At 57.6% G+C, this 21687-nt stretch carries 19 protein-coding genes; 8 read left to right on the top strand and 11 right to left on the bottom strand.

Features of this window, described 5'->3' with window-relative positions; translation table 11 throughout:
• Window positions 1-13: 13 nt before the first annotated feature.
• From gyrB to mutM, 8 genes are all read right to left on the bottom strand, one after another.
• Window positions 14-2467: a DNA topoisomerase (ATP-hydrolyzing) subunit B gene (gene gyrB / locus Q0915_RS18440; protein ID WP_299476733.1), complete on the bottom strand. Its 2454-nt coding sequence runs from the start codon at window positions 2465-2467 to the stop codon at window positions 14-16.
• Between the two features lie 132 nt (window positions 2468-2599).
• On the bottom strand, window positions 2600-3748 hold the full coding sequence (gene recF / locus Q0915_RS18435; protein WP_299476729.1) for a DNA replication/repair protein RecF: 1149 nt from the start codon (window positions 3746-3748) through the stop codon (window positions 2600-2602).
• 37 nt (window positions 3749-3785) lie between these two features.
• Window positions 3786-4904: a DNA polymerase III subunit beta gene (gene dnaN / locus Q0915_RS18430; RefSeq protein WP_299476725.1), complete on the bottom strand. Its 1119-nt coding sequence runs from the start codon at window positions 4902-4904 to the stop codon at window positions 3786-3788.
• Between the two features lie 168 nt (window positions 4905-5072).
• Entirely contained in the window at window positions 5073-6548 is a 1476-nt protein-coding gene (dnaA, locus tag Q0915_RS18425) for a chromosomal replication initiator protein DnaA (protein ID WP_299476721.1), read from the bottom strand.
• 152 nt (window positions 6549-6700) lie between these two features.
• On the bottom strand, window positions 6701-7144 hold the full coding sequence (locus Q0915_RS18420; RefSeq protein WP_299477098.1) for a rhodanese-like domain-containing protein: 444 nt from the start codon (window positions 7142-7144) through the stop codon (window positions 6701-6703).
• Between the two features lie 642 nt (window positions 7145-7786).
• A complete protein-coding gene (gene rpsT / locus Q0915_RS18415; RefSeq protein WP_299476717.1) occupies window positions 7787-8053 on the bottom strand; it encodes a 30S ribosomal protein S20 in 267 nt (88 codons plus the stop codon).
• A 176-nt stretch (window positions 8054-8229) separates the two neighbouring features.
• Complete coding sequence (locus tag Q0915_RS18410) at window positions 8230-9003, bottom strand: enoyl-CoA hydratase (RefSeq protein ID WP_299476713.1); 774 nt, start codon at window positions 9001-9003, stop codon at window positions 8230-8232.
• Window positions 9004-9113: 110 nt separating this feature from the next.
• The gene (gene mutM / locus Q0915_RS18405) at window positions 9114-10007 is read right to left on the bottom strand and encodes a bifunctional DNA-formamidopyrimidine glycosylase/DNA-(apurinic or apyrimidinic site) lyase (RefSeq protein WP_299476710.1); all 894 of its coding nucleotides are present in this window, start codon (window positions 10005-10007) and stop codon (window positions 9114-9116) included.
• A 215-nt stretch (window positions 10008-10222) separates the two neighbouring features.
• On the opposite strand from mutM, the gene ubiE reads away from it, so the two are divergent.
• Window positions 10223-10972 carry a bifunctional demethylmenaquinone methyltransferase/2-methoxy-6-polyprenyl-1,4-benzoquinol methylase UbiE gene (gene ubiE, locus Q0915_RS18400; protein WP_299477096.1) on the top strand — a complete coding sequence of 250 codons (750 nt, stop codon included), beginning with the start codon at window positions 10223-10225 and terminating at the stop codon, window positions 10970-10972.
• Window positions 10973-10975: 3 nt separating this feature from the next.
• Complete coding sequence (ubiB, locus tag Q0915_RS18395; RefSeq protein ID WP_299476706.1) at window positions 10976-12556, top strand: 2-polyprenylphenol 6-hydroxylase; 1581 nt, start codon at window positions 10976-10978, stop codon at window positions 12554-12556.
• A gap of 23 nt (window positions 12557-12579) precedes the next feature.
• Here the strand turns inward: ubiB and Q0915_RS18390 are convergent, their stop codons facing one another.
• A complete protein-coding gene (locus tag Q0915_RS18390) occupies window positions 12580-13167 on the bottom strand; it encodes a TetR/AcrR family transcriptional regulator (protein ID WP_299476702.1) in 588 nt (195 codons plus the stop codon).
• 113 nt (window positions 13168-13280) lie between these two features.
• Here Q0915_RS18390 and Q0915_RS18385 point away from each other — a divergent pair, with 113 nt between their 5' ends.
• On the top strand, window positions 13281-13727 hold the full coding sequence (locus tag Q0915_RS18385) for an MAPEG family protein (RefSeq protein WP_299476699.1): 447 nt from the start codon (window positions 13281-13283) through the stop codon (window positions 13725-13727).
• A 42-nt stretch (window positions 13728-13769) separates the two neighbouring features.
• On the opposite strand, the gene Q0915_RS18380 is transcribed toward Q0915_RS18385, so the two are convergent.
• Entirely contained in the window at window positions 13770-14396 is a 627-nt protein-coding gene (locus Q0915_RS18380) for an alpha-ketoglutarate-dependent dioxygenase AlkB (protein WP_299476696.1), read from the bottom strand.
• 22 nt (window positions 14397-14418) lie between these two features.
• A complete protein-coding gene (locus tag Q0915_RS18375; protein ID WP_299476692.1) occupies window positions 14419-15234 on the bottom strand; it encodes a hypothetical protein in 816 nt (271 codons plus the stop codon).
• Between the two features lie 338 nt (window positions 15235-15572).
• Between Q0915_RS18375 and dnaK the strand changes: the two genes are divergently transcribed.
• From dnaK to Q0915_RS18350, 5 genes are all read left to right on the top strand, one after another.
• Complete coding sequence (dnaK, locus tag Q0915_RS18370; protein WP_299476688.1) at window positions 15573-17495, top strand: molecular chaperone DnaK; 1923 nt, start codon at window positions 15573-15575, stop codon at window positions 17493-17495.
• Between the two features lie 164 nt (window positions 17496-17659).
• Complete coding sequence (gene dnaJ / locus Q0915_RS18365; protein WP_299476685.1) at window positions 17660-18787, top strand: molecular chaperone DnaJ; 1128 nt, start codon at window positions 17660-17662, stop codon at window positions 18785-18787.
• Window positions 18788-18868: 81 nt separating this feature from the next.
• Window positions 18869-19531 carry an rRNA adenine N-6-methyltransferase family protein gene (locus Q0915_RS18360; protein ID WP_299476682.1) on the top strand — a complete coding sequence of 221 codons (663 nt, stop codon included), beginning with the start codon at window positions 18869-18871 and terminating at the stop codon, window positions 19529-19531.
• 283 nt (window positions 19532-19814) lie between these two features.
• Window positions 19815-20951: a peptidoglycan-binding protein gene (locus Q0915_RS18355; protein WP_299476678.1), complete on the top strand. Its 1137-nt coding sequence runs from the start codon at window positions 19815-19817 to the stop codon at window positions 20949-20951.
• Window positions 20952-21081: 130 nt separating this feature from the next.
• On the top strand, window positions 21082-21657 hold the full coding sequence (locus Q0915_RS18350) for an NAD(P)H-dependent oxidoreductase (protein WP_299476676.1): 576 nt from the start codon (window positions 21082-21084) through the stop codon (window positions 21655-21657).
• Window positions 21658-21687 lie beyond the last annotated feature (30 nt).

The following is a 21687-nucleotide window of genomic DNA, read 5'->3' as shown; positions in this document are numbered from 1 at the left end:
TCCCTGCAAGGGATCAGACGTCAAGATTGGCCACCGTGAGCGCGTTGTCCTGAATGAACTCGCGGCGCGGCTCGACCTCGTCACCCATCAGTTTTGTGAAGATGTCGTCGGCATCGTCTGCTTCCTTCACCTTGACCTGCAACAGCGACCGGACATTGGGGTCGAGTGTCGTTTCCCAGAGTTGCTCAGGGTTCATCTCGCCGAGGCCCTTGTAGCGCTGCAGCGAAATACCCTTCTGGCCGAATGTGTAGACATGATCCAGGAGCGCACGGGGCCCGCGAATTTCGGTCGGAACATCCTTGCGTCGAAGCACCGCGGCCTTGCCGTAGACTTCGCTCAAGTGGTCCGCATGGGCTGCGAGCCGGCGGGCATCAGCGGAATCCAGCAGTGCCGCATCAATGGTTGCGACTTCTTCCACGCCGCGAACCGTGCGCCGGAACACGAGGCTGCCGTCGTCCCTGGCTTCGCCGGCCCAGCCCCGTTCGAATTCATCGGCCAGAATGTCCATGCGCCGGGCGATATAGGCCGCGGCTTCCTCCGCCTTGGAACGGTCTTCAAGGATCTCGGCGTTCAGGGCACCGGCGATTGCCGCCTGTTCAACAACGTCGCGGTTATAACGCGAATGCAGTCCGTCGAAAATTTCGGAGATCTTGCGGGAGGTCTGCACGACGTTTTGCAGGTCTTGTCCCATCCTGACCTCGCCGTTGGCGAGAGTGAGCGACGTTTCGTCGAGTCCCTGCGCGATGAGATAGTCCTCCAGCGCCTGCTGGTCTTTCAGGTACTGTTCCGACTGTCCCCGCTTCACTTTGTAAAGCGGCGGCTGTGCAATATAGACATACCCGTTTTCGATCAGGTCAGGCATCTGCCGGAAGAAGAATGTCAAAAGAAGTGTTCGGATATGAGCACCATCCACGTCCGCATCCGTCATGATGATGATCTTGTGGTAGCGCAGTTTCTCGATATTGAACTCTTCTTTGCCGATGCCGGTGCCAAGCGCCGTGATAAGTGTTCCGATCTCGTTTGAAGACAGCATCTTGTCAAAGCGCGCACGCTCGACGTTCAGGATCTTGCCGCGCAGCGGCAGAACCGCCTGATTTTCCCTGTGCCGGCCCTGTTTGGCCGAGCCGCCGGCGGAATCGCCCTCCACCAGGAAGAGTTCGGCTTTGGATGCGTCCCGCTCCTGGCAATCGGCAAGCTTGCCCGGCAAAGAGGCGATATCGAGCGCGCCCTTGCGCCGTGTCAGTTCCCGCGCCTTGCGGGCGGCTTCGCGGGCAGACGCGGCTTCGACAACTTTTGAAACGATGGTTTTCGCAGGCGCAGGATTTTCTTCCAGCCAGTCATTGAGGTTCTGCGATATCAGGTTCTCGACCACAGGCCGGACTTCCGAGGAAACCAGCTTGTCCTTTGTCTGCGACGAGAATTTCGGATCGGGCACTTTCACCGACAGGACGCAGGTCAGTCCCTCACGGCAATCGTCACCGGAGAGCGATACCTTTTCCTTTTTCATTAGGCCGGTGGATTCAGCATAGCCGGTGACCTGCCGCGTCAGCGCGGCACGGAATCCCGCCAGGTGCGTGCCGCCGTCGCGCTGCGGGATATTGTTGGTAAAGCACAGAACGTGTTCGTGGTAACTGTCGTTCCACCACATCGCCGCTTCAACGGTGATGCCGTCCTTTTCAGCTTTCATGGTGATGGGTTCTTCGATCAGCGGATGCTTGGCACGATCAAGGTAGCGTACGAAGGCTTCCAGCCCCCCGTCATAGAAGAGCTCCTCGACCACATCCTCAACGCCGCGCTTGTCTGTCAGAATGATGCGTACGCCGGAATTGAGAAAGGCAAGTTCCCGCAAGCGGTGCTCAAGCGTGTTGAAATCAAACTCGATCTTGCTGAAGGTCTCGGAAGATGGCTGGAACGTCACCTCCGTTCCCTTTTTGCCGTGTGCCGGACCGACAACCTCGAGTGCACCTTGCGCTTCGCCATGTGCGAAGGTCATGAAGTGCTCTTTGTCGTCGCGCCAGATCCGCAGGTCGAGCCTGTTGGAAAGCGCGTTCACAACAGAGACACCCACGCCGTGCAGACCGCCTGATACCTTGTACGAGTTCTGGTCGAATTTTCCGCCAGCATGAAGCTGCGTCATGATGACCTCGGCGGCCGAGACACCTTCTTCGGAGTGCATGTCGGTCGGGATCCCGCGGCCATTGTCCGAAACTGTGACCGAGCCGTCGGGGTTGAGTGTGACGGTTACATGGTCAGCGTGTCCGGCAAGTGCCTCGTCGATCGCGTTGTCGACCACCTCATAGACCATGTGATGCAGACCCGAGCCGTCATCGGTGTCTCCGATATACATGCCAGGCCGCTTGCGCACGGCATCGAGCCCTTTGAGCACCTTGATGGAGTCGGCCCCGTATTCGGCGCCGTTGTCGGTTTCCGGGGTCGGATTAGGCTCTGACGTGGATGTGTCGCTCATGCGAATCAATCACCAATCGGTTTGTCTTTTCTCACCCCGTTATACGGGGTTCACCGGCGCGTTCAACCGCAGGCGGGCCGTCGCGAGACCAGCGAAGCGATTCTGGTGGAAAACCATAAGATTCAGGCGGATTTATGGGATTTGAGCGGGCCGTATCTGCCGGCTTGCGCCTGCGGAAATCTTTATGATCTCGGCGGCCGGTGGCAGGGCGTCGAAAAGGGCTTCATCCGTACCCGTCATGAACACCTGTCCACCAAGTGAATCGAGCTTTGAAAAGAGGGCCGCCCGGCGGTTCGGATCGAGATGCGCGGCGACTTCGTCGAGCAGCAGCACCGGGGTCATGCCGCTGACTTTCGCGGTCAATTCGGCATGGGCAAGGATAAGGCCGATCAAAAGTGCCTTTTGCTCTCCGGTTGAAGACTGGGCAGCCGGCATGTCCTTGGCAGCATGGCGCACTTTCAGGTCGCTCAGGTGCGGACCGCTCAGCGTCCGTCCGGCGGCACGATCCCGCGCGCGCCCATCCGACAAGAAGCGCCGATAGCGTTCTTCCCGATCCGTCGCGCTCAGACCTGACGTTTCGGTTTCAAAGGCACCTTCGAGCGCTAGCGAAGCATGCGGAAACGGCAGAGACTGCGCTGCCTGGTCCTCAATCGTATGGGACAAAAGCCCGACCGTTTCCTGGCGCGCAATCGAAACGGCCGTCCCGACTTCGGCAACCTGTTGTTCGAGCGCGCTCAGGTAAGCGTCTGCGCCCCCCTGATCGAGAAGCCGGTTGCGTTGCCTGAGGGCATTTTCGAAATCGGCGACCCGGCGGCCATGCGCGGGATCAATCGCAAGGGTCAGGCGGTCCAGAAACCGGCGGCGGTCCGATCCGGATCCCGTGAACAGGCCGTCCATTGCAGGCACCAGCCACAGAACCCGCATGTAATCGAGAAGTGCGTCAGAGCCGCGGACTTCCTGTCCGTCGATCCGCACTTTCCTGCCCGAGACGCCGGCAACGAGACCCGTTCCGATTTTTGTTTCCAGCCCGTCCAGGATTACAGTTGCGGCGACGCTCCAGTTGCCGTCTCCGCTGGAACGGGCGGCATCTGCCAGGGCAGCGCGGCGGAGCCCGCGTCCGGCGGTCAAAAACGAGATGGCTTCGAGGATATTGGTCTTGCCGGCGCCGTTTGCGCCGACGAAAGCAACCATGTTTGCCGCGATGGGCATGATCAGATGCGTGTAATTGCGAAAATCGGTCAAAGACAGGCGCGTAAGTCGCGCTGTCCGGAATTCACTCATCGCGCAACGCCTGCCTTACTTGCCCCTCGTCATGGGATCAGACACGCATCGGCATCAGAACGAACAGGCAATCGTCGACCGTGTTGTCCTGGATGAGCGTCGGTGATCCTGAATCCGCCAGCCGGAACAGAGCGGTGTCGCTGCTGAGCTGGTTAGCTATGTCGAGCAGATAGCGCGAGTTGAAGCCGATTTCGAGCGGGTCGGCGTCAAATTCAACGGCGAGTTCCTCGGTGGCGCTGCCTGAATCGGGATTGTTGACGGTAAGCACCATCCGTCCCTCGTTCAGAGAAAGTTTTACAGCGCGCCCGCGCTCTGAAGAGATCGTCGAAACGCGATCAACCGCTTCCTTGAACTCGTCTCGGTCGACGCGCATTTCCTTGTCGTTGCCCTGCGGAATGACCCGGCCGTAATCGGGAAACGTACCGTCGATCAGCTTCGAAGTAAGCACAACGGACCCGGTGGTGATCCGGATTTTCGTGTCCGAGAGTTCGATCTGAACATTTGCGTCCGGGTCTTCCAGGAGTTTCTGGATTTCGCCGACCGTTTTCCTCGGCACAATGATGCCTGGCATCCCCGATGCACCTTGCGGAGCAGACACTTCCGCCTGCGCAAGGCGATGTCCGTCGGTCGCAACGGCGCGGAATTGCTGGCCAGAACCTGCGTCGACCGTGTGAACATAGATGCCGTTCAGGTAATAGCGGGTCTCTTCGGTCGAGATTGCGAATTGCGTTGTGTCGATGAGTTTGCGGACGTCGGCAGCAGACAGGCTGAAGCCATGGCTGAAGTCGCCCGCTGTGAGATCCGGAAAGTCGGTTTCCGGCAGCATCTGGACTGTGAATTTCGAGCGACCTGCGCGGATCTCAAGGGTCGAGTTGTCGCCGGTTGTCTCCAGCACAACCTGAGAGCCTTCCGGCAGCTTGCGCACAATGTCGTAAAACATATGCGCCGGCACAGTGGTCGCGCCCGGCATTTCAATCATTGCCGGAACGGTTTCGACGATTTCCAGGTCGAGGTCGGTCGCCTTCAGGTTGATGGCGCTGCCATCGGCGCGCAGAAGAACGTTCGACAGGATGGGGATTGTATTCCGCCGTTCGACCACCCGGTGAACGTGGGTCAGGGACTTGAGTAGGTCGGTCCGCTCGAGGGTCGCTTTCATACGCTTCTTCCATACTCGTGGGGGGCCAGGTCGAAATTCCTGACCAGCTTGGACATTTGGGCTCCCTTTGGGAGCGGGGGAAGACACTGCCCTTAACCGGCGTCAAAAGCAAGAGGGCGCTCTGTGCGAACGCCCCCAATTCAGATCGAAAATCGTGCAATTTTGCCGTCAGGCATCCAGCATGCGTTTGAGCAGTTCAAGCTCCTGGGCAAGGGCATAGTCGGCGCGGGCCATTTCCTCGATTTTCCGAACCGCATGAAGCACGGTTGTGTGGTCCCTGTTTCCGAAACGGCGCCCGATTTCGGGCAGTGAGCGCGGTGTCATGACCTTTGCAAGATACATCGCAATCTGACGTGGGCGTACGATCGTCCGTGTACGGCGGGCCGATAGGAGATCAGCCTTCGTCACGTTGTAGTGTTTGGAAACAACGCGTTGAATGTCTTCGATTTTGACACGGCGCGGTTCGCTGGAGCGCACCAGGTCGCGCAGCGTCAATTCGGCCATTTCCTGGGTGATCGGCTGGTTGGTCAGCTGATTATGCGCAATCAGCCGGTTCAGCGCACCTTCCAGGTCACGTCCTGAGGACGCCACATGGCGTGCAACATAGTCCAGAACGCCGTCTGGAACATCGAACTGAGGATAAGACTTTTGGGCTGTCTCGACGCGTGACTCCAGAATATTGCGGCGCAATGTGAAATCGGGTTCCTGGATGCCAACGACCAGTCCCCCGGAGAGCCGCGAGCGAACCCTGTCGTCAAGCGTGTCGAGATCCGAAGGGGCGCGGTCGGCTGCGACAATAACCTGGCGAGCGCCATCTATGAGGGCATTCAGTGTATGGCAGAATTCCTGCTGAACCTGCTTGCCGTGCAGAAATTGCATGTCATCGATCAGGAGGAGGTCGATCGTGCGCAAGGTGTCCTTGAAGGCAAGCGCGGACTGCGATTTCAACGCCGCCACGAATTTGTACATGAAATGCTCGGCTGTCAGGTAGAGCACCTTGTGGCCGTTGGCACGTGCTTTTGCCGCCACTGCCTGCATCAGATGGGTTTTGCCGAGCCCGACGGCCGCGTGCAGATAAAGCGGATTGAATGTAACTGAACCACCTGCTGCGACCTGACGGGCTGCAGCCAGCGCAAGATTGTTCGATTCTCCCTCGACAAACGTCTCGAAAGTGTATTTCGGATCGAGAGATGCACCCTGCAGCACGTCTCGGGTGCTGTCCGTATTGGAATCCCCCCGCCCGAGCGCCGCCGTCGCCGCCTGTGCGCGGGTAACCTGGGTCGCATCGGCAAGTGCATCCGAGCGAGCGTCGGTGGACAAAGACTTGACACCTCCGGGCGCAGCAAGACTTGGCTGGCTGACCGGGGTCTGACGTGGGCGCATAGCACCGCGAACGGTCAGCTCAATGCGGTGCACGTTGTCGCACTCGCGCTGCCACAAACCCATGAGCTGGTCGTTGTAGTTGTTTTGAATCCACTGCTTAAGGAAACGGGTTGGAACGGACAACCGCACAGTGCCGTCCTGATGCTCCTCAAGGTCAACGCGCGCGAACCAGCTGGTAAACACATCATCGCCCAATTCCGCGCGAAGCTGCTTTTTTACCCGCTTCCAATGTTCAGAGCCACCTGCCTCCTGAACCTGCATGTCATTTGCCTCCTGTACTATGAAGACCGTCCGCCACAGTCGATCTTCGACGCCTTGCTGCTTTTGCAGCTTTATTTTGTCCCTTTTGGGACGGTTATTATCTGGGCGGCGGGAGCTCTCCTGCCACCTGACCCTTTTTAAGGGCAGCTAAACTAACTTTGGATCCAAGGCAGTCCGGCGGCCTTCCACCCGGACTGGGTTCCGCGATGACTGTCCGCGTCGAGCGGACCTTCGAAACCATCGGAGATGTTAAAGCAGTGTGTGTGTCCGACTTGCGTGAGCGCCACGGCCGCAGCCTGGCTCCGGACACCGGAGCGGCACAGAAAATATATCGGAGCGCTCTGGTCAAGTCCTTTTTTGATCAGATGGTCGGATATTGTGCCGGCAAACTCGGGGTTGGGTCCGGAAGACGGGAAACCCTGCCATTCCACCAGAACGGGCTCTTTGCCGATCGGGCGCAGATCCGGAATGCCTACGAAGGCCCACTCGGCCTGCGTACGAACGTCGACAAGTGTTGCATCTTGCTGATTGGAGAGCTTGTCGAAAGCTTCCTGCGACGTGACATTTCCAGCGTAACCACCCTCACTGCGCACAATTGCCCCCTTCAATAGCTAATAGCTATCGAGTAAAAGTAATATCAAGAATTTCGGGATAGAGAATTAGTCCAAGTTGGAGCTAAATACCCTTATGATCGAATACGTTCATGTATCCAATCTGTGATATTGCCGCCACGTGCTCAGTTTTAGATATTTTAGACTTATTCATTTTTGACCCAAGCACCGTTTTCAAGTTGTTTGCTGGTCTTCGTCGCCAGCCGTGCCCTTAATATACAGACGAAGTTGAAGGGGGCAACCGCGTCTTTCACTATTTTCCGATATGTCCTGTTTTTGCCCCTGCGGTGGAGATAATTTGCGATCTGTGGGTGAGACAGCAAATGCTTTTTGCGGCAATGACTTTTTGCATTTTCACTGAATGTCACAATTCAAAAACGACATATTTAAAAAAATTTTCAGAACGAATAGCTTGACTCGTTCCGAATCCGGTTCGATCTAGAATGCCGATCGCTACATGTATATAAACATATGAAATTATTAGGCTTTTTCTGACAGCGTCTTGGCTGTAAAAATTAACGATATCGACCGCGCCTGTTGACAAATCAGGTCATCCACAAAATTGCACGGCTAAAAAAAAACCCGGCAGTTCTGCCGGGTCTTTTTAACGGTCCTGTGACGCCGTGATTATGCGCCGAGTGCCTTGATGCGGGCATTGAGGCGGGAAACCTTCCTAGACGCCGTATTGGCATGCATGACGCCTTTGGAGGCAGCGCGCATGATCTCGGGCTGCGCTGCCTTGAAGGCTTCGCTAGCGGCGCCCTGGTCGCCGGAAGCGATCGCTTCTTCAACCTGGCGCAGGAATGTGCGTACGCGGCTACGGCGCGCTTTGTTCGTGGCCGTCCGGCGGGCAATCTTACGGGCCGCCTTCTTGGCCGATGGTGTGTTGGCCATGGGCTCAATCCTGATCGGTAATTGGGACTAGTGTCCGGTGGCGATCGGGACCAAGGCGCAGAGGCGGCAAGACCCGATCAAAAAACAAAGGCGGCGGAAGTCCGCCACCGATTGGGCGCTGCTTATAATCGCGCTTGGGGCTGTCGTCAACGGCTTTATCGTTGATACCAGTAAGTTTATTTGTTGCGAAACTGTGGTGTGCGCTTTTCGGAAAAAGCGGTCATCCCTTCCTTTTGGTCTTCGAGCGCAAACATCGCCTGGAAGACCCGCCGTTCAAAGCGCACGCCCTCAGACAGGGTCGTCTCGTAGGCCCGGTCGACACTTTCCTTGGCCATCATCACCACAGGCAACGAGAATTCGGCGATTTTTTCCGCCGCCTTCAACGTTTCCTCGAGCAAATCGTCGGCAGGAACAATGCGGCTGACGAGTCCGCTGCGTTCGGCTTCTTCTGCGTCCATCATGCGGCCAGTGAGCACCATCTCCATGGCTTTCGACTTGCCGACAAACCGTGTCAGCCGCTGTGTACCGCCCGCACCGGGGATGACGCCGAGCGTGATTTCGGGTTGGCCGAATTTGGCGGTGTCGGCAGCAATGATGAAATCGCACAGCATCGCCAGTTCGCATCCGCCGCCCAGAGCATAGCCGGCAACGGCTGCGATAATCGGCTTTCGGTTGCGCGATACCCGGTCAAAAGGCGTGATCAGATCCGTCTGATAAGCGGAGGAAAAGTCATGCGGATGCATTTCCTTGATGTCGGCGCCCGCAGCAAACGCTTTTTCCGATCCCGTGATCACGACGCAGCCGATGCGCTCGTCTTCGTCGAAACTGTCCAGGGCAGTGCCAAGTTCGGCGATCAATTCCGAATTCAGTGCGTTCAACGCCTTCGGCCTGTCAAGCGTGACCAGTCCGACCTTGCCGCGTTTTTCAACACGGATGTTCTTGTATCCCATTTCGCCTGCTCCCAATGCAAGGACATGCCAAATTTACCGCACATGCCTAACCGACCCGATGCCGGTCTGGCAAGGTTGGCAAAAGGGGGAGGTCGCAATCTTTGAGTGAGTTACGACTGGCACTTCGCACACAGGAAGGTCGACCGGTTGGACTGCACTGTGCGCTCGACAGTTCCACCGCATCCGTCTTTCCGGCAAGCGTCTCCTTCACGACCATATACGGCAAACGAATGCTGAAAATAACCCAGGGTTCCATCGGTTTGAGCGTGGTCCCGCAAGGAGGAGCCGCCCGCGTCGATGGCATCGTGCAGCGTTTGCCGGATATGGGAGGCGAGCTCGTTGGCATTTTTTGTCGGGCGGCCTGACTTCGTCACCAGGGTCCCGGCAGCGCGCATTGGGCTGAGACCGCTGCGCCAAAGGGCTTCACAGACATATATATTGCCGAGCCCCGCGATGAGCTTCTGATTAAGAAGCGCGGCTTTAAGCGGTGTTTTGCGGTCCCGAAACAAACGTGCCAGGCTTTCACCGCTCAGATCGTTCCCGAGCGGCTCAAGGCCCAGCTCCTTGAAGTATGGGTGCTCGCCCAGCTGCGCACGGGGAACAAGGTCCATGAAGCCGAAGCGGCGTGGATCATTATAAATGATGCGCGCGCTGTGTTGGTCCCGGGACATCAGGTGAAACACGACGTGATCGTGTTTCGGATCCTTTCCCCTCTCGTGGGTAAATTGGCCGGGTGTGGTGGCTGAGACGTCGTTTTCCACCCGAAACGACCCTGACATGCCAAGATGCATTATCAGAACGTCGCCGTTGTTGATGTCGGCAAGCAGGTATTTCGACCGGCGCGACAAAGATGTGACGCTCGTTCCCGAAAGCCGGTTTGCGAATCCGCTCGGAAAGGGAAACCGGAGATCCGCACGGTTTTGATCGACGGAGACGATGTTTGCGCCTTCAAGTGTTGGCGCCAGTCCCCTTTTGACCGTCTCAACTTCCGGCAATTCAGGCATTTACAATCCGCTCCGCACTGGTTTCCTCATCGCTTGCGCGCTATAGGCCTGCGTCATATGGCTTTTCGCGTCTGGAAAGATAGCGCTTGCTCAGTGCTTGTACTATTGTCCGGCGCGATTTGCAGTGAATTTAAGACAAGTATCCGCCAGGAGGCGCATTCATGACGCAACAGTCTCAGGGCCATTCGGGCAGCTCAAGCCGTGCACCGGAGGATATGCCGACCAGTTTCGGGTATTCAAAAGTCGCGGAGGGGCAGAAACAGTCGCTGGTGGACGACGTTTTTCATAAGGTTGCCGATCGTTATGACCTGATGAACGACCTGATGTCGGGTGGTTTCCACAGGGTGTGGAAAGACGCGATGGTATCGTATCTGGCGCCCCCGAAATCGACCGCATCCGGCTGGCGTCTTCTGGATGTTGCCGGTGGCACGGGTGACATTGCGACGCGGACCGTTCGCCGCTCGGGCGAAACCGTTGAGGCAATCGTCTGTGATATCAACGAGTCCATGCTTGCGGTCGGCCGGGACCGGGCCGCCAAGGCCGGTCTGTCGGACCTGATTACATTTTCGCAGGGCAACGCGGAAGAGCTGCCGTTCCCGGACAAGAGTTTCGACGCTTATACGATCGCGTTCGGCATTCGCAATGTGCCCAACATTCCCAGGGCGCTGGCGGAAGCGCGCCGCGTCTTGAAGCGTGGCGGCCGTTTTCTCTGCCTTGAGTTTTCCGAAGTGGACATTCCTGTTCTCGACAAGATCTATGATGCGTTTTCTTTCAGGGCGATCCCGCCGATGGGCAAATGGGTGACCGGTGACGCCGATCCTTACCAGTATCTGGTGGAATCCATCCGCAAGTTCCCAAGTCAGGAGCGCTTTGCCGAAATGATCAGGGAAGCCGGCTTCGAACGGGTGGGCTACCGCAACTATTCCGGCGGCATCGCCGCTTTGCATTTTGGTTGGAAATTCTGATTTATGTCAGTCCCGGTAATGCCATTCTTCCGCCTGGTGCGGGCAGGCTTCGTCATGGCGCGCGAGGGCGTATTCGGCCTTGTCTCCCTGCCGGACCTGCCGCCGGCCCCGCGCATCGGGATTGCAATGGCCCGCCTGCTGGAGCGCCGGGCGGTCAGGGACAAGAGCGCGGAGCTGCGCCTGTCGGATGCGCTCAATAAGCTTGGCCCGTCCTACGTCAAGCTTGGCCAGTTTCTCGCCACAAGGGCGGATGTGGTCGGCAAGGAAGCGGCACGCGAATTGTCGGCGTTGCAGGACCGTCTGCCGGCATTTGAACATGAAGCGGCCAGAGTGGCTGTTTCCGAGCAACTCGGGCGTCCGGTGGACGAGATCTTTTCCGATTTCGGCGAAGCGGTTGCCGCCGCGTCGATCGCGCAGGTCCATCCCGCTATCATCCGTCAAAAAGACGGAACTGAGACAAAAGTCGCTGTAAAAGTCCTGCGCCCCGGCGTTGCGCGCCGGTTTCAGCGCGATCTGGAAAGCTATTACCTGGTCGCCAGATTGGCCGAACGGTTCCATGCGCCATCCCGCAGGCTGCGGCCCGTTGCAATCGTGGACACGCTGGCGCAATCGGTCGCCATCGAGATGGATTTTCGGCTCGAGGCGGCCGCACTTTCCGAAATGGCTGAAAACACCGCCGATGACCCCGGTTTCAGTGTTCCGGCGGTCGAGTGGCTGCACACGGCAAAAGGTGTCCTGACCATGGAGTGGGTCGACGGCCGCAAGATGTCGGATGTCGAGGGCCTGATCGAGGATGGCCTGGATCTTGAGGAACTGGGTGCGGCCGTCATCCAAAGTTTTCTGCGCCACACGCTGCGGGACGGTTTCTTTCACGCCGACATGCACCAGGGCAACCTGTTCGTTCAGCAGGATGGAACGCTTGTTGCCGTCGACTTCGGCATTACAGGCCGTCTGAACAAGCGGGAGCGCAGGTTCCTCGCCGAGATTCTGTTCGGGTTCATTACGCGTGACTACAGGCGCGTCGCCGAAGTGCATTTCGAAGCCGGTTACGTCCCGCCGGACCAGGATGTCGAGATGTTTGCCCAGGCGATCCGGGCTATTGGCGAGCCGATCCACGGCCATGATGCCAGTGAAATCTCAATGGCGCGGCTGCTCACTCAACTTTTCGAAGTGACCGAACTCTTTGAAATGCGAACGCAAACCCAGCTGATCATGCTGCAGAAGACCATGGTCGTGGTGGAAGGCGTTGCGCGCTCGCTCAATCCCAATCTGGACATGTGGCGGACCGCCGAACCGGTTGTCGGCAGCTGGATCAAGGAACATCTCGGACCGGTTGGCAAATTGCGCGATGCTGGTGATGTGGTCTCGGCCCTGACCAAAGCCGCGAACGATCTGCCGATTTTTGCCGACAGGATTGGCCACATGTCAGCGGCGATGGAAAAGATGACGCGCGACGGATTGCGCTTCGACAAGGAAACCGCCGAAGCCATCGGCAAGGCGGAGGCCCGGCACACGCGCTCAGGACGGATTGCGCTCTGGGTGATTGCAGCCTGTGCTCTGGTTCTGACCTATCTGGCAATATAAGCCGTCTGCTGGCGGGCCGGGCGTCACGAGCCGCTAAGCTGGCTGAATGCGATTTCTTTCGAAACCGTGCGGATTTCATCGGCCAGTGCGCTGTCATTGATCGTGCGTGACAGGACCATCCCGCCAACGCACGTAACGGCCAGCCCGATGGCCTTGTCTCTTTTGTGCTGCTGTTCAGGAAGGTTGTGTTCGAACAGCCAGATCATTGCCCGTAGCAGGGATTCATAGGCAAGGCGCGCCTCCTGCGATGCACGCGCGACGTCTGATGGCAAAGCGATCATCGGACATTGGCCCTCAAGGTCGCCGAGATGCTGGTCAGAGAGATAGCTCGAAATCATGTCGTGAACAGTTTGCAATCCTCCGTTTTCAGGATCGACACCGGCTTCGTCCCGCCAGGTTTTGCCGCGCCCGTTCAAAAACGAGGCGACAGCTTCAGCGTAGAGCTCTTCTTTGTTTTTGAAATGATTATAGAAGCCGCCGCGCGTCAGGCCGGCCTCTGCCATGATCTCGTCAATCGAAACTTCCGAGAACCCATGCCGGTTGAACAGGATCCGTGCGCACTCCACGATGCGCTTTCGGGTTCTGGATTTGTGTTGGGAACTGTAGGGCAACGCTCTCTCCAATTGGTAGCGGCTACAGGCTACTCCGGTTCAAAAAATGTTCTTTAACATAAATTGAAAAGTGGCATGAAAGGGCATCTTTTCAAAACAAGCCGGATCGAAAAATGGAAAATCTGTTTGAAGCCATCCCGTATATTAACGCCTACAAACCTGCATTTCTTGTGCTGGCCCTTCTGTCGCTGGTTGTCCTGGTTCAAAACTTTTTGACGGCGCCGCTTGCGTTCGCAAAAGAGGAACAAACCCCTGGCATGCCGCTCAAGTTCGATCATTCCAAACTGAGTTTTCGGGCTGTCAGGACTTATCAGAACTCTGCTGAAAGCTTTCCGGCCTTCCTTGCCGCCTGTCTCGTCGCGATCGTCGCCGGTGCGTCGCCGTTTGCCATTAATGTCGCTGCAGGTGTCTATCTTCTCGCCAGGCTTCTATTCTGGGGTTTCTACTACAGTGGCTTTGGCAAAGTTGCCGGGGGACCGCGCACGATGGCTTTTGTTGTCTGCCTTTTGGCAAACATCGTCATAGCCGTTGCCGCTCTGATTAAACTGGTTTGGGTTTGACGATCGCCGCGACAAGCGTCAGCGAATGACTGCTCGAAAAAGCTAGTCGGGCTGTGTCACCCGTCGGAGCGTGAGATTGATGCGCCCGCTGTTCTTCAAGAGCGTGGAGGTTCCCTTCAGGACGCGGTCGATGCCGTGATAGGCAAGGCGGGCATCTCCCCCCAAAACCACGACATCTCCCGATTGAAGCCGGAAGGATTTGGTCGGGTCGCTCCGCTTGAGGCCGCCAACCCGGAACGTGGCGGTATCGCCGAGAGAGACGGAAACAACCGGAGCGTCGAAGGTCTCTTCGTCCCGGTCCTGGTGAAGCCCCATCTTTGCACCTGTTTCATAATAGTTGATCAGACAGGCTTCGGGCAGCGGCGCCTCTGGCGCTAGATCGCGCCAAAGTGACATCAGAACCGGTGGTATGTCAGGCCAGGCTTCTCCGGTGTCCGGGTGCGCGGATTGATAGCGGTAGCCGTTGATATCCGAGACCCAGCCAAGCGGGCCGCAATTGCTCATCCTGACGGAAAACGGTTTGCCGGTCTTCGGCATGACAGGGTGATAAAGCGGCGCGGTTTCAACAACGCCTCGAATGTCTTCTAGGAGCGAGGCTTGTCGCTCGCGGTCGAAATACTCGGGCAGATAGGCAAGGCCCGTCAGGCCGTTGATCGAAGTATCCTGCATTCGCTCTTTATATAGGGTCGGATCAGTCGCCGCAGCCCCCGCAGCCTGAACCACCTCCGCCGCCACCATCGCTGCCGCATGTTGAACCGCAGCCGGAGGCATTGCCGGAAGCCTTTTGCATCATGGCTTTGAGGATCAAGACGGCAACGACAATCCCGAAAACGAACCAGAGTGTGTGCTCGCTTGCCCAGTGCCACACCATGTTGCGGAGTTTTTCGACCAGCGTGTCACCGGAAGGCTCGCCATGGGCGAACGCAAGTCCGGTTCCGAACAAGAGCGCTGTAAAGCCGAGGAGGCCGCCGTAAACCTTTGCGGGAACGGCCTTAAGCGAGGTCCACGCGCGTATCAAGGGTTTGGGCCAGGCAGGCTTCGGAACGACCCAGACGTCTTTCGTATTGATCCGCTGAAAATGCGGGGCCCTGCCGAAGCGCACATCCGGTGAGGGCCAGGTGTCTTCGGGCGGCCGGGCGCCGAATTCGGTTTCGTAAAGATCGAGCGTCTTCTGGTAGGCCTCCCGGAAGAGAGCGGCCTGTCCGGCGCCACCCTTGGTCGGCATATGGTGCAGAGCGCCGCCCAGCGCGTCTTTGAACACGCCCCAGTAATGACGCGTATATGTCAGGTGCAGGTGCCAGGCCTGATCAACCTCGTCACTCGGCGTCACCATGCCGGACTTCATCCGGCTGAGATAAGCAAAGCGCTGATATTCCGTAATCACGCTCAGGGCAAAGTCGTGGCTCCAGCCGTTGTCCCGTGCAAGGCGCCTTGAGAACGGAAAATCGGCTTCCACATCGTCGGGGTGACATTCGCTGATGCGTTTCCACAGCTCAGGGTCTTGCACGGCGGCCTCCTCGGGTGCGGTAAGGGGTCTTCACCGCGACCTTAGGGCGAAAGGCTGAACCAATTACAAACCGGGACGGAACTCACGGATGTAGTTGCCTGATTGCCATCTGAGCACGCGAAGTAACCATCTGGAGGAATTATCCACCAACAGGGACCATTGTCGGTGGACAGATGTCTTGCAGGCAAAGTTTCATCCACCTATATAGCGGTCAAGCTTCGCGCCAAATCCCGGGCCCATGCCCTGGCGCGATGTCCGGGACATCCCGGAACCCAAGTGAGAGGAGCCGGACTGACGCCTTCATGGGTCTATCCGGTTTGCTAGAAAGAGAGGCACATATGGCAAAGGTCATTGGTATCGACCTCGGCACGACCAACTCGTGCGTCGCCGTCATGGACGGCAAGGATCCCAAAGTAATTGAAAACGCTGAAGGCGCCCGCACCACCCCTTCTATGGTGGCTTTTTCCGACGATGGCGAACGTCTTGTCGGCCAGCCGGCGAAACGTCAGGCGGTTACCAACCCCACGAACACGCTCTTCGCGGTCAAGCGTCTCATCGGACGCCGCTACGACGATCCGACCGTCGACAAGGACAAGAAGCTCGTTCCGTTCGAAATCGTCAAAGCCGACAACGGCGATGCCTGGGTTGAAGCCAACGGCGACAAATACTCCCCTTCACAGGTGTCAGCGTTCATCCTTCAGAAAATGAAGGAAACCGCCGAGAGCTATCTCGGTGAGACAGTGACCCAGGCGGTCATCACCGTTCCGGCATACTTCAACGACGCACAGCGCCAGGCAACCAAGGACGCCGGCAAGATTGCAGGTCTTGAAGTTCTGCGCATCATCAACGAGCCGACCGCGGCAGCGCTCGCTTACGGCCTTGAAAAGAACGACGGCAAGACCATCGCGGTCTATGACCTTGGTGGTGGTACGTTCGACGTGTCCATCCTGGAAATCGGCGACGGCGTCTTCGAAGTGAAGTCCACCAACGGTGACACCTTCCTGGGTGGTGAAGACTTTGACATGGTCTTGGTCGACTATCTCGCTGCCGAGTTCAAGAAAGACCAGGGCATCGATCTGAAGAACGACAAGCTGGCTCTGCAGCGTCTGAAGGAAGCTGCCGAAAAAGCGAAGATCGAGCTGTCTTCTTCGTCACAGACCGAAATCAACCTGCCGTTCATCACGGCCGATGCATCCGGTCCGAAGCACCTGACGCTCAAGCTGACGCGTGCGAAATTCGAGTCGCTGGTTGAGGATCTGGTCAAGCGGACCAGCAATCCGATGAAAGCGGCGCTGAAAGACGCAGGTCTGGCAGCCGGTGAAATCGACGAAGTGGTGCTGGTCGGCGGCATGACCCGCATGCCGAAGATCCAGGAAACTGTGAAGACCTTCTTCGGCAAGGAGCCGCACAAGGGTGTGAACCCGGACGAAGTCGTGGCCATGGGTGCTGCGATCCAGGCCGGCGTACTGCAGGGCGACGTCAAGGACGTTCTCCTGCTCGACGTGACACCTCTGTCTCTCGGCATCGAAACACTTGGCGGCGTCTTCACCCGTCTGATCGATCGCAATACGACGATCCCGACGAAGAAGGGCCAGGTGTTCTCTACCGCCGAAGACAACCAGACGGCTGTGACCATCAGGGTTTTCCAGGGCGAGCGCGAAATGGCTGCGGACAACAAGGTCCTTGGTCAGTTCGACCTTGTCGGCCTTCCGCCGGCACCGCGCGGCGTGCCGCAGATCGAAGTCACCTTTGACATCGACGCCAACGGCATCGTCAACGTGTCTGCCAAGGACAAGGGAACCGGCAAGGAACAGCAGATCCGGATCCAGGCCTCTGGCGGCCTCAGCGACAACGACATCGATCAGATGATCAAGGATGCTGAGTCTCACGCGGACGAGGACAAGAAGCGCAAGGAGCTCGTGGAAGCAAAGAACCAGGGTGAATCTCTGGTCCACTCCACGGAGAAGTCCCTCAAGGACTATGGCGACAAGGTCTCAGAAGACGACAAGTCTGCCATCGAAAGCGCTCTTGCCGAGTTGAAAACCGCGCTTGAAGGCGAAGATCTGGAAGACATCAAGGCGAAGACGCAGGCTCTTGCGGAAGCATCCATGAAGCTTGGTGAAGCCATGTACCAGGCGGCCCAGGCCGATGCTGAGGCTGAAGCTGAAGGCGGCGAAGAGGCCGCATCTGAAGCCGAAGACGATGTCGTCGATGCGGATTTTGAAGAAGTCAAAGACGAAGACGACAAGAAATCCGCATAACCTACGAAACTGCAGCCAGCCGGTCCTCCGGCTGGCTGTTTAAGTCTGGCGCCGGCCACTTGATTGCCCGTTGAACGGGGAGCCAGTGTCCGGCGCTTTCGCCGTCCTTGGCGCCGGAGAAATCCTGGCTGCCGGCGGCGCAACAACAAGACCGAGAGATCTTGATGTCCAAACGTGATTTCTATGAGGTGCTGGGCGTATCCCGCGATGCGGACGAAAAAGTGCTGAAGAGCGCTTACCGCAAGATGGCGATGCAATTTCATCCAGACAGAAACCCGGGTAATACCGAAGCCGAAGCCAAATTTAAGGAAGTCAACGAAGCGTATGACACGTTGAAGGACGGGCAGAAGCGCGCGGCCTATGACAGGTTCGGTCATGCAGCTTTCGAAAATGGCGGATTTGGCGGCGGCGGGGGTGCCGGTGCGCATGATTTCTCGTCCACCATGTCGGATATCTTCGAGGAATTTTTCGGCATGGGCGGCGGGCGCCGGTCCGGTGGCCGCGAGCGCGGTGCCGATCTGCGCTATAATCTGGACATCACGCTGGAAGATGCCTTTACCGGCAAGACGGTTGAAATCGAGGTCCCGACCAGCATCACCTGCGACACCTGCTCCGGTTCCGGAGCCAAACCGGGCACCAGCCCGACAACCTGCCGTACCTGCGGCGGGGCGGGTCGCGTGCGGGCAGCGCAGGGTTTCTTTACGCTGGAGCGAACCTGTCCAACATGTCAGGGGCGCGGCCAGGTTATTTCCGATCCGTGCGAAAGCTGCAGCGGCACCGGCCGGAAGACCCAGGACCGCACGCTTTCGGTCAACATCCCGGCGGGTATCGAGGACGGTACGCGCATTCGGCTGGCCGGTGAAGGTGAAGCCGGCGTTCGCGGCGGTCCCGCGGGCGATCTTTATATTTTTCTGACCATCAAGCCGCACGACCTGTTTCAGCGTGACGGTGCTGACCTCTATTGCCGCGTGCCGATATCGATGTCGACCGCGACGCTGGGCGGGCAGTTCGACGTTCCAACCGTGCAGGGCAATACCAGCCGCGTGAAAGTGCCCGATGGCACGCAGACCGGTAAGCAGTTCCGCTTGCGCGGCAAGGGAATGCCGGTGATGCGCTCCAGCCAGCATGGGGACATGTACATTCAGGTCACCGTTGAAACGCCGACCAATCTGACACGCCGTCAAAGAGAATTGCTCGCGGAATTCGAGAAGGAATCCTCCGGAGAAAACCACCCGGAATCGGCCGGTTTCTTTTCCAAGGTGAAGGACTTCATCGACAATCTGGGTGCATGATCACGCAATTTGTGCGCCTTGATATAGCAATACCTGACAATCCCCCCTATATTCGATTCTCTTGGGGGAGAGTGAGGTAACATGCTGAAACGCAACAGTATTCATGTCGAACGTTTTCGAGAGAAAATTGACAAGGCAGCTGCTGTGCGCACCAAGGTCCTGGACGAAATGAAATTCATCCGCTCCTGGGCTCAAAATCCACTCCGTACCGGCGCGGTCGCCCCTTCGGGGCCGGACCTTGCTGCGAAAATGGCGTCGTTTCTTGCGCCGCGCCCTCACTCGCGCGTTGTTGAACTTGGTCCTGGCACAGGTGTCGTTACAAAGGCACTGTTTGAGAGGGGCTTTGCACATAAACACCTCAATCTCATTGAATACAGCGCAGACTTCTGCGAACTCCTGAGTTTGAGATACCCTGGATTGTCAGTCTTGCGGGGAGATGCATACGCGCTCGGGCGCACGCTCCACAAACAAGGCGGATTTCTGAGCGAGGCGCAAGAAGGCGAACGCCTTCTGGATGGCGTGGTGTCATCGCTGCCGTTGTTGACGCGGCCGGAGCCGGCCCGAAGGGCATTGCTGAACGAGGCATTGGCCCTGTTGAAACCCGGCGCTCCCTTCATCCAGTTTTCCTATGGACTGGTCATGCCGGTCAAACCCGACAGCCAAGGGGTCTCCGTCTATAGCTCCGATTGGGTCTGGAAAAATCTGCCACCTGCGCGCGTGTGGGTTTATCGCAAAGGCCATTAGGTCCGGACGTTTCAGGCGGCACCGCCTGGAATACATTTACATTGTCATTGGCACTTGAATTCCGCTCGTCCTGCGCTGAAGGCCAGTCTTCCGCGCTGGTAAAGCCATGCGCCTGTAAAGAGGTTCTGCGGCCTACCTGGTCCGATTGTCAGAACCACTTTGCGACAAATACGCACAGTATCGTTTTTCCGGTGACGCAAGTCACAGGTCAAAGCACCCGAATTGAGACATAAGCCTGACCGTGCATTTTGAAATTGTTAGTCACGACAAGGTTTTTTTAAAAATGATCAATTCAAGTATCGGAATTACCGGCTCGGTAGGCCGGTTCGGCAACAATGAATTTTTAGACGTAAAGACGGTTCAGACGCGCTTGAATGCGCTGATGGGAGCCTCGCGCAAGGAACTTGCTATCGACGGCAAGGTCGGAACGAAGACGATCGGAACCATCAAGGATTTTCAGGCAAGCGTTGTCCGCCTGCGCTCTCCGGATGGCCGCGTCGATCCGGCCAACCGGACCATCAATGCGCTCAATGATCCGAACTCGGCATCGGTCTGGCAGAGAATGTGTATTCCGCCGGAAGCCCACCCTTCAACTGTTGCCAACGAGACAACACGCGACGATCGCCTGACACCGGCAGAAAAACTGCTGGCAAAAGAGGCTGCCAATATCGGTGACAGCGGTGCCTTTGACGAATTCAGGCGTGAGCTGATCGACAAAAGCATCCCTGATATGAAGAAGTTTCTCGGCACGATCGGACGTGCCGAAGATGCGCGCAAGGTCATTGCGGCCTGGTCTCAACTGCGCAAGTGGGGCTTCTCCGTCTCCGAGGCACGGGACGTCATGAAGGCGATTTCCGGAATGAAGGGACGGCAGTTCGGTGCCCTTGATGCCATTGGCGCACCGGCGTCAAAGTTCGGCCGGTTCCTGGGTACGGTTGGAAGCAAGGCGGGCGCCGCCGGTCATGTCATCACTCTTATAGAAGTTGCCGACAAGTTTGAGCAGGGCGACTATCTTTATGGGACGTCCGAGCTCTACAAACACTTCATGGGCAAGGCCATTCCCTGGGCTGGCATGGTTGAGGGCCTGCAAAGCCTTGTGGAAGCGATCGCACCCGGGTCGGTCAAGAACAGCAAGGTGTTTCAGGTGATCCGTGCCTGCGATCCGATCGGTCTTGGCGCGTCCGGCGTCGACAGCGTGACGACGCTCGCTCTTGGGGGCATTCATTTTGTCAAGACCGGCGACCTGGACATGGCGCGATTTAGCAGGCTTGTCGATCGTATGAAGCAGGGCCCTACGCGGGTTTTTGCCGAAATGGGCGAAGACCTTGGCGACGCCGCATACGAAATATCCAAGTGGCGCAAGGATGACTGGTCGTACGCCGTCAAGTGCATTCCAGGCTTCATTGCAAGCATTTTCTGATCTTCGCAAGGGCGGGCGCTATCGAACGGCGCACGCCCTTGTTTTCAAGACGCGGCAGACTGGATAAACGTCCTCTTTTTGCCTTAACAATAAGACCCTCGCCTCTCCATTTGCCGAAAAGGGTCTTTTGATGCGCAATCCGAAAATAATCGTTTGCTCCGGCTCTGTGCGAAGCGGATCACACAACGGAAAACTGACTGCCCTGGCAGCCAAGCGATTGTCGATACGCGATGCGGACGTAACCCGCCTCTCGCTTCGCGACTATCCCCTACCGGTTTATGACGGCGATCTGGAGGACAGCGACGGTGTTCCGGAAAATGCCAAGCGACTTCAACGCCTCTTCGTTGGCCATGACGGTATCTTTCTCGCCTGTCCGGAATACAATGCCGGCATTACACCGTTGCTGAAAAACACGCTGGACTGGATCAGCCGCGTGAAAGAACCGGGCGAACCTTTCAGGCATCGGGTTTTTGCCCTGGGGGCGGCGTCACCGGGTGGATTCGGCGGGATGCGCGGTCTTATCGGAATGCGGACCATTCTGGAAGTCGGCCTTGGGGCAATTGTTGTGCCGCAGATGGTGACCATTCCCAAGGCATCGAGCGCCTTCGATGACACAGATGAGCTCGCAGAAGAGCGCTTAAGCGGTCAGCTCGACAAGCTGGTGGACGCATTCCTTCGGGCGTCGAAACTCGAGATGTCGCGATAAAACCGGGAGCCCGGAAAAGGGTGCTGATCC

The sequence above is a fragment of the uncultured Roseibium sp. genome (assembly GCF_947494555.1).
GTDB lineage: Bacteria > Pseudomonadota > Alphaproteobacteria > Rhizobiales > Stappiaceae > Roseibium.
Note: the sequence above shows the minus strand (reverse complement) of the source record. Positions and strands in the feature narration are given on the sequence as shown.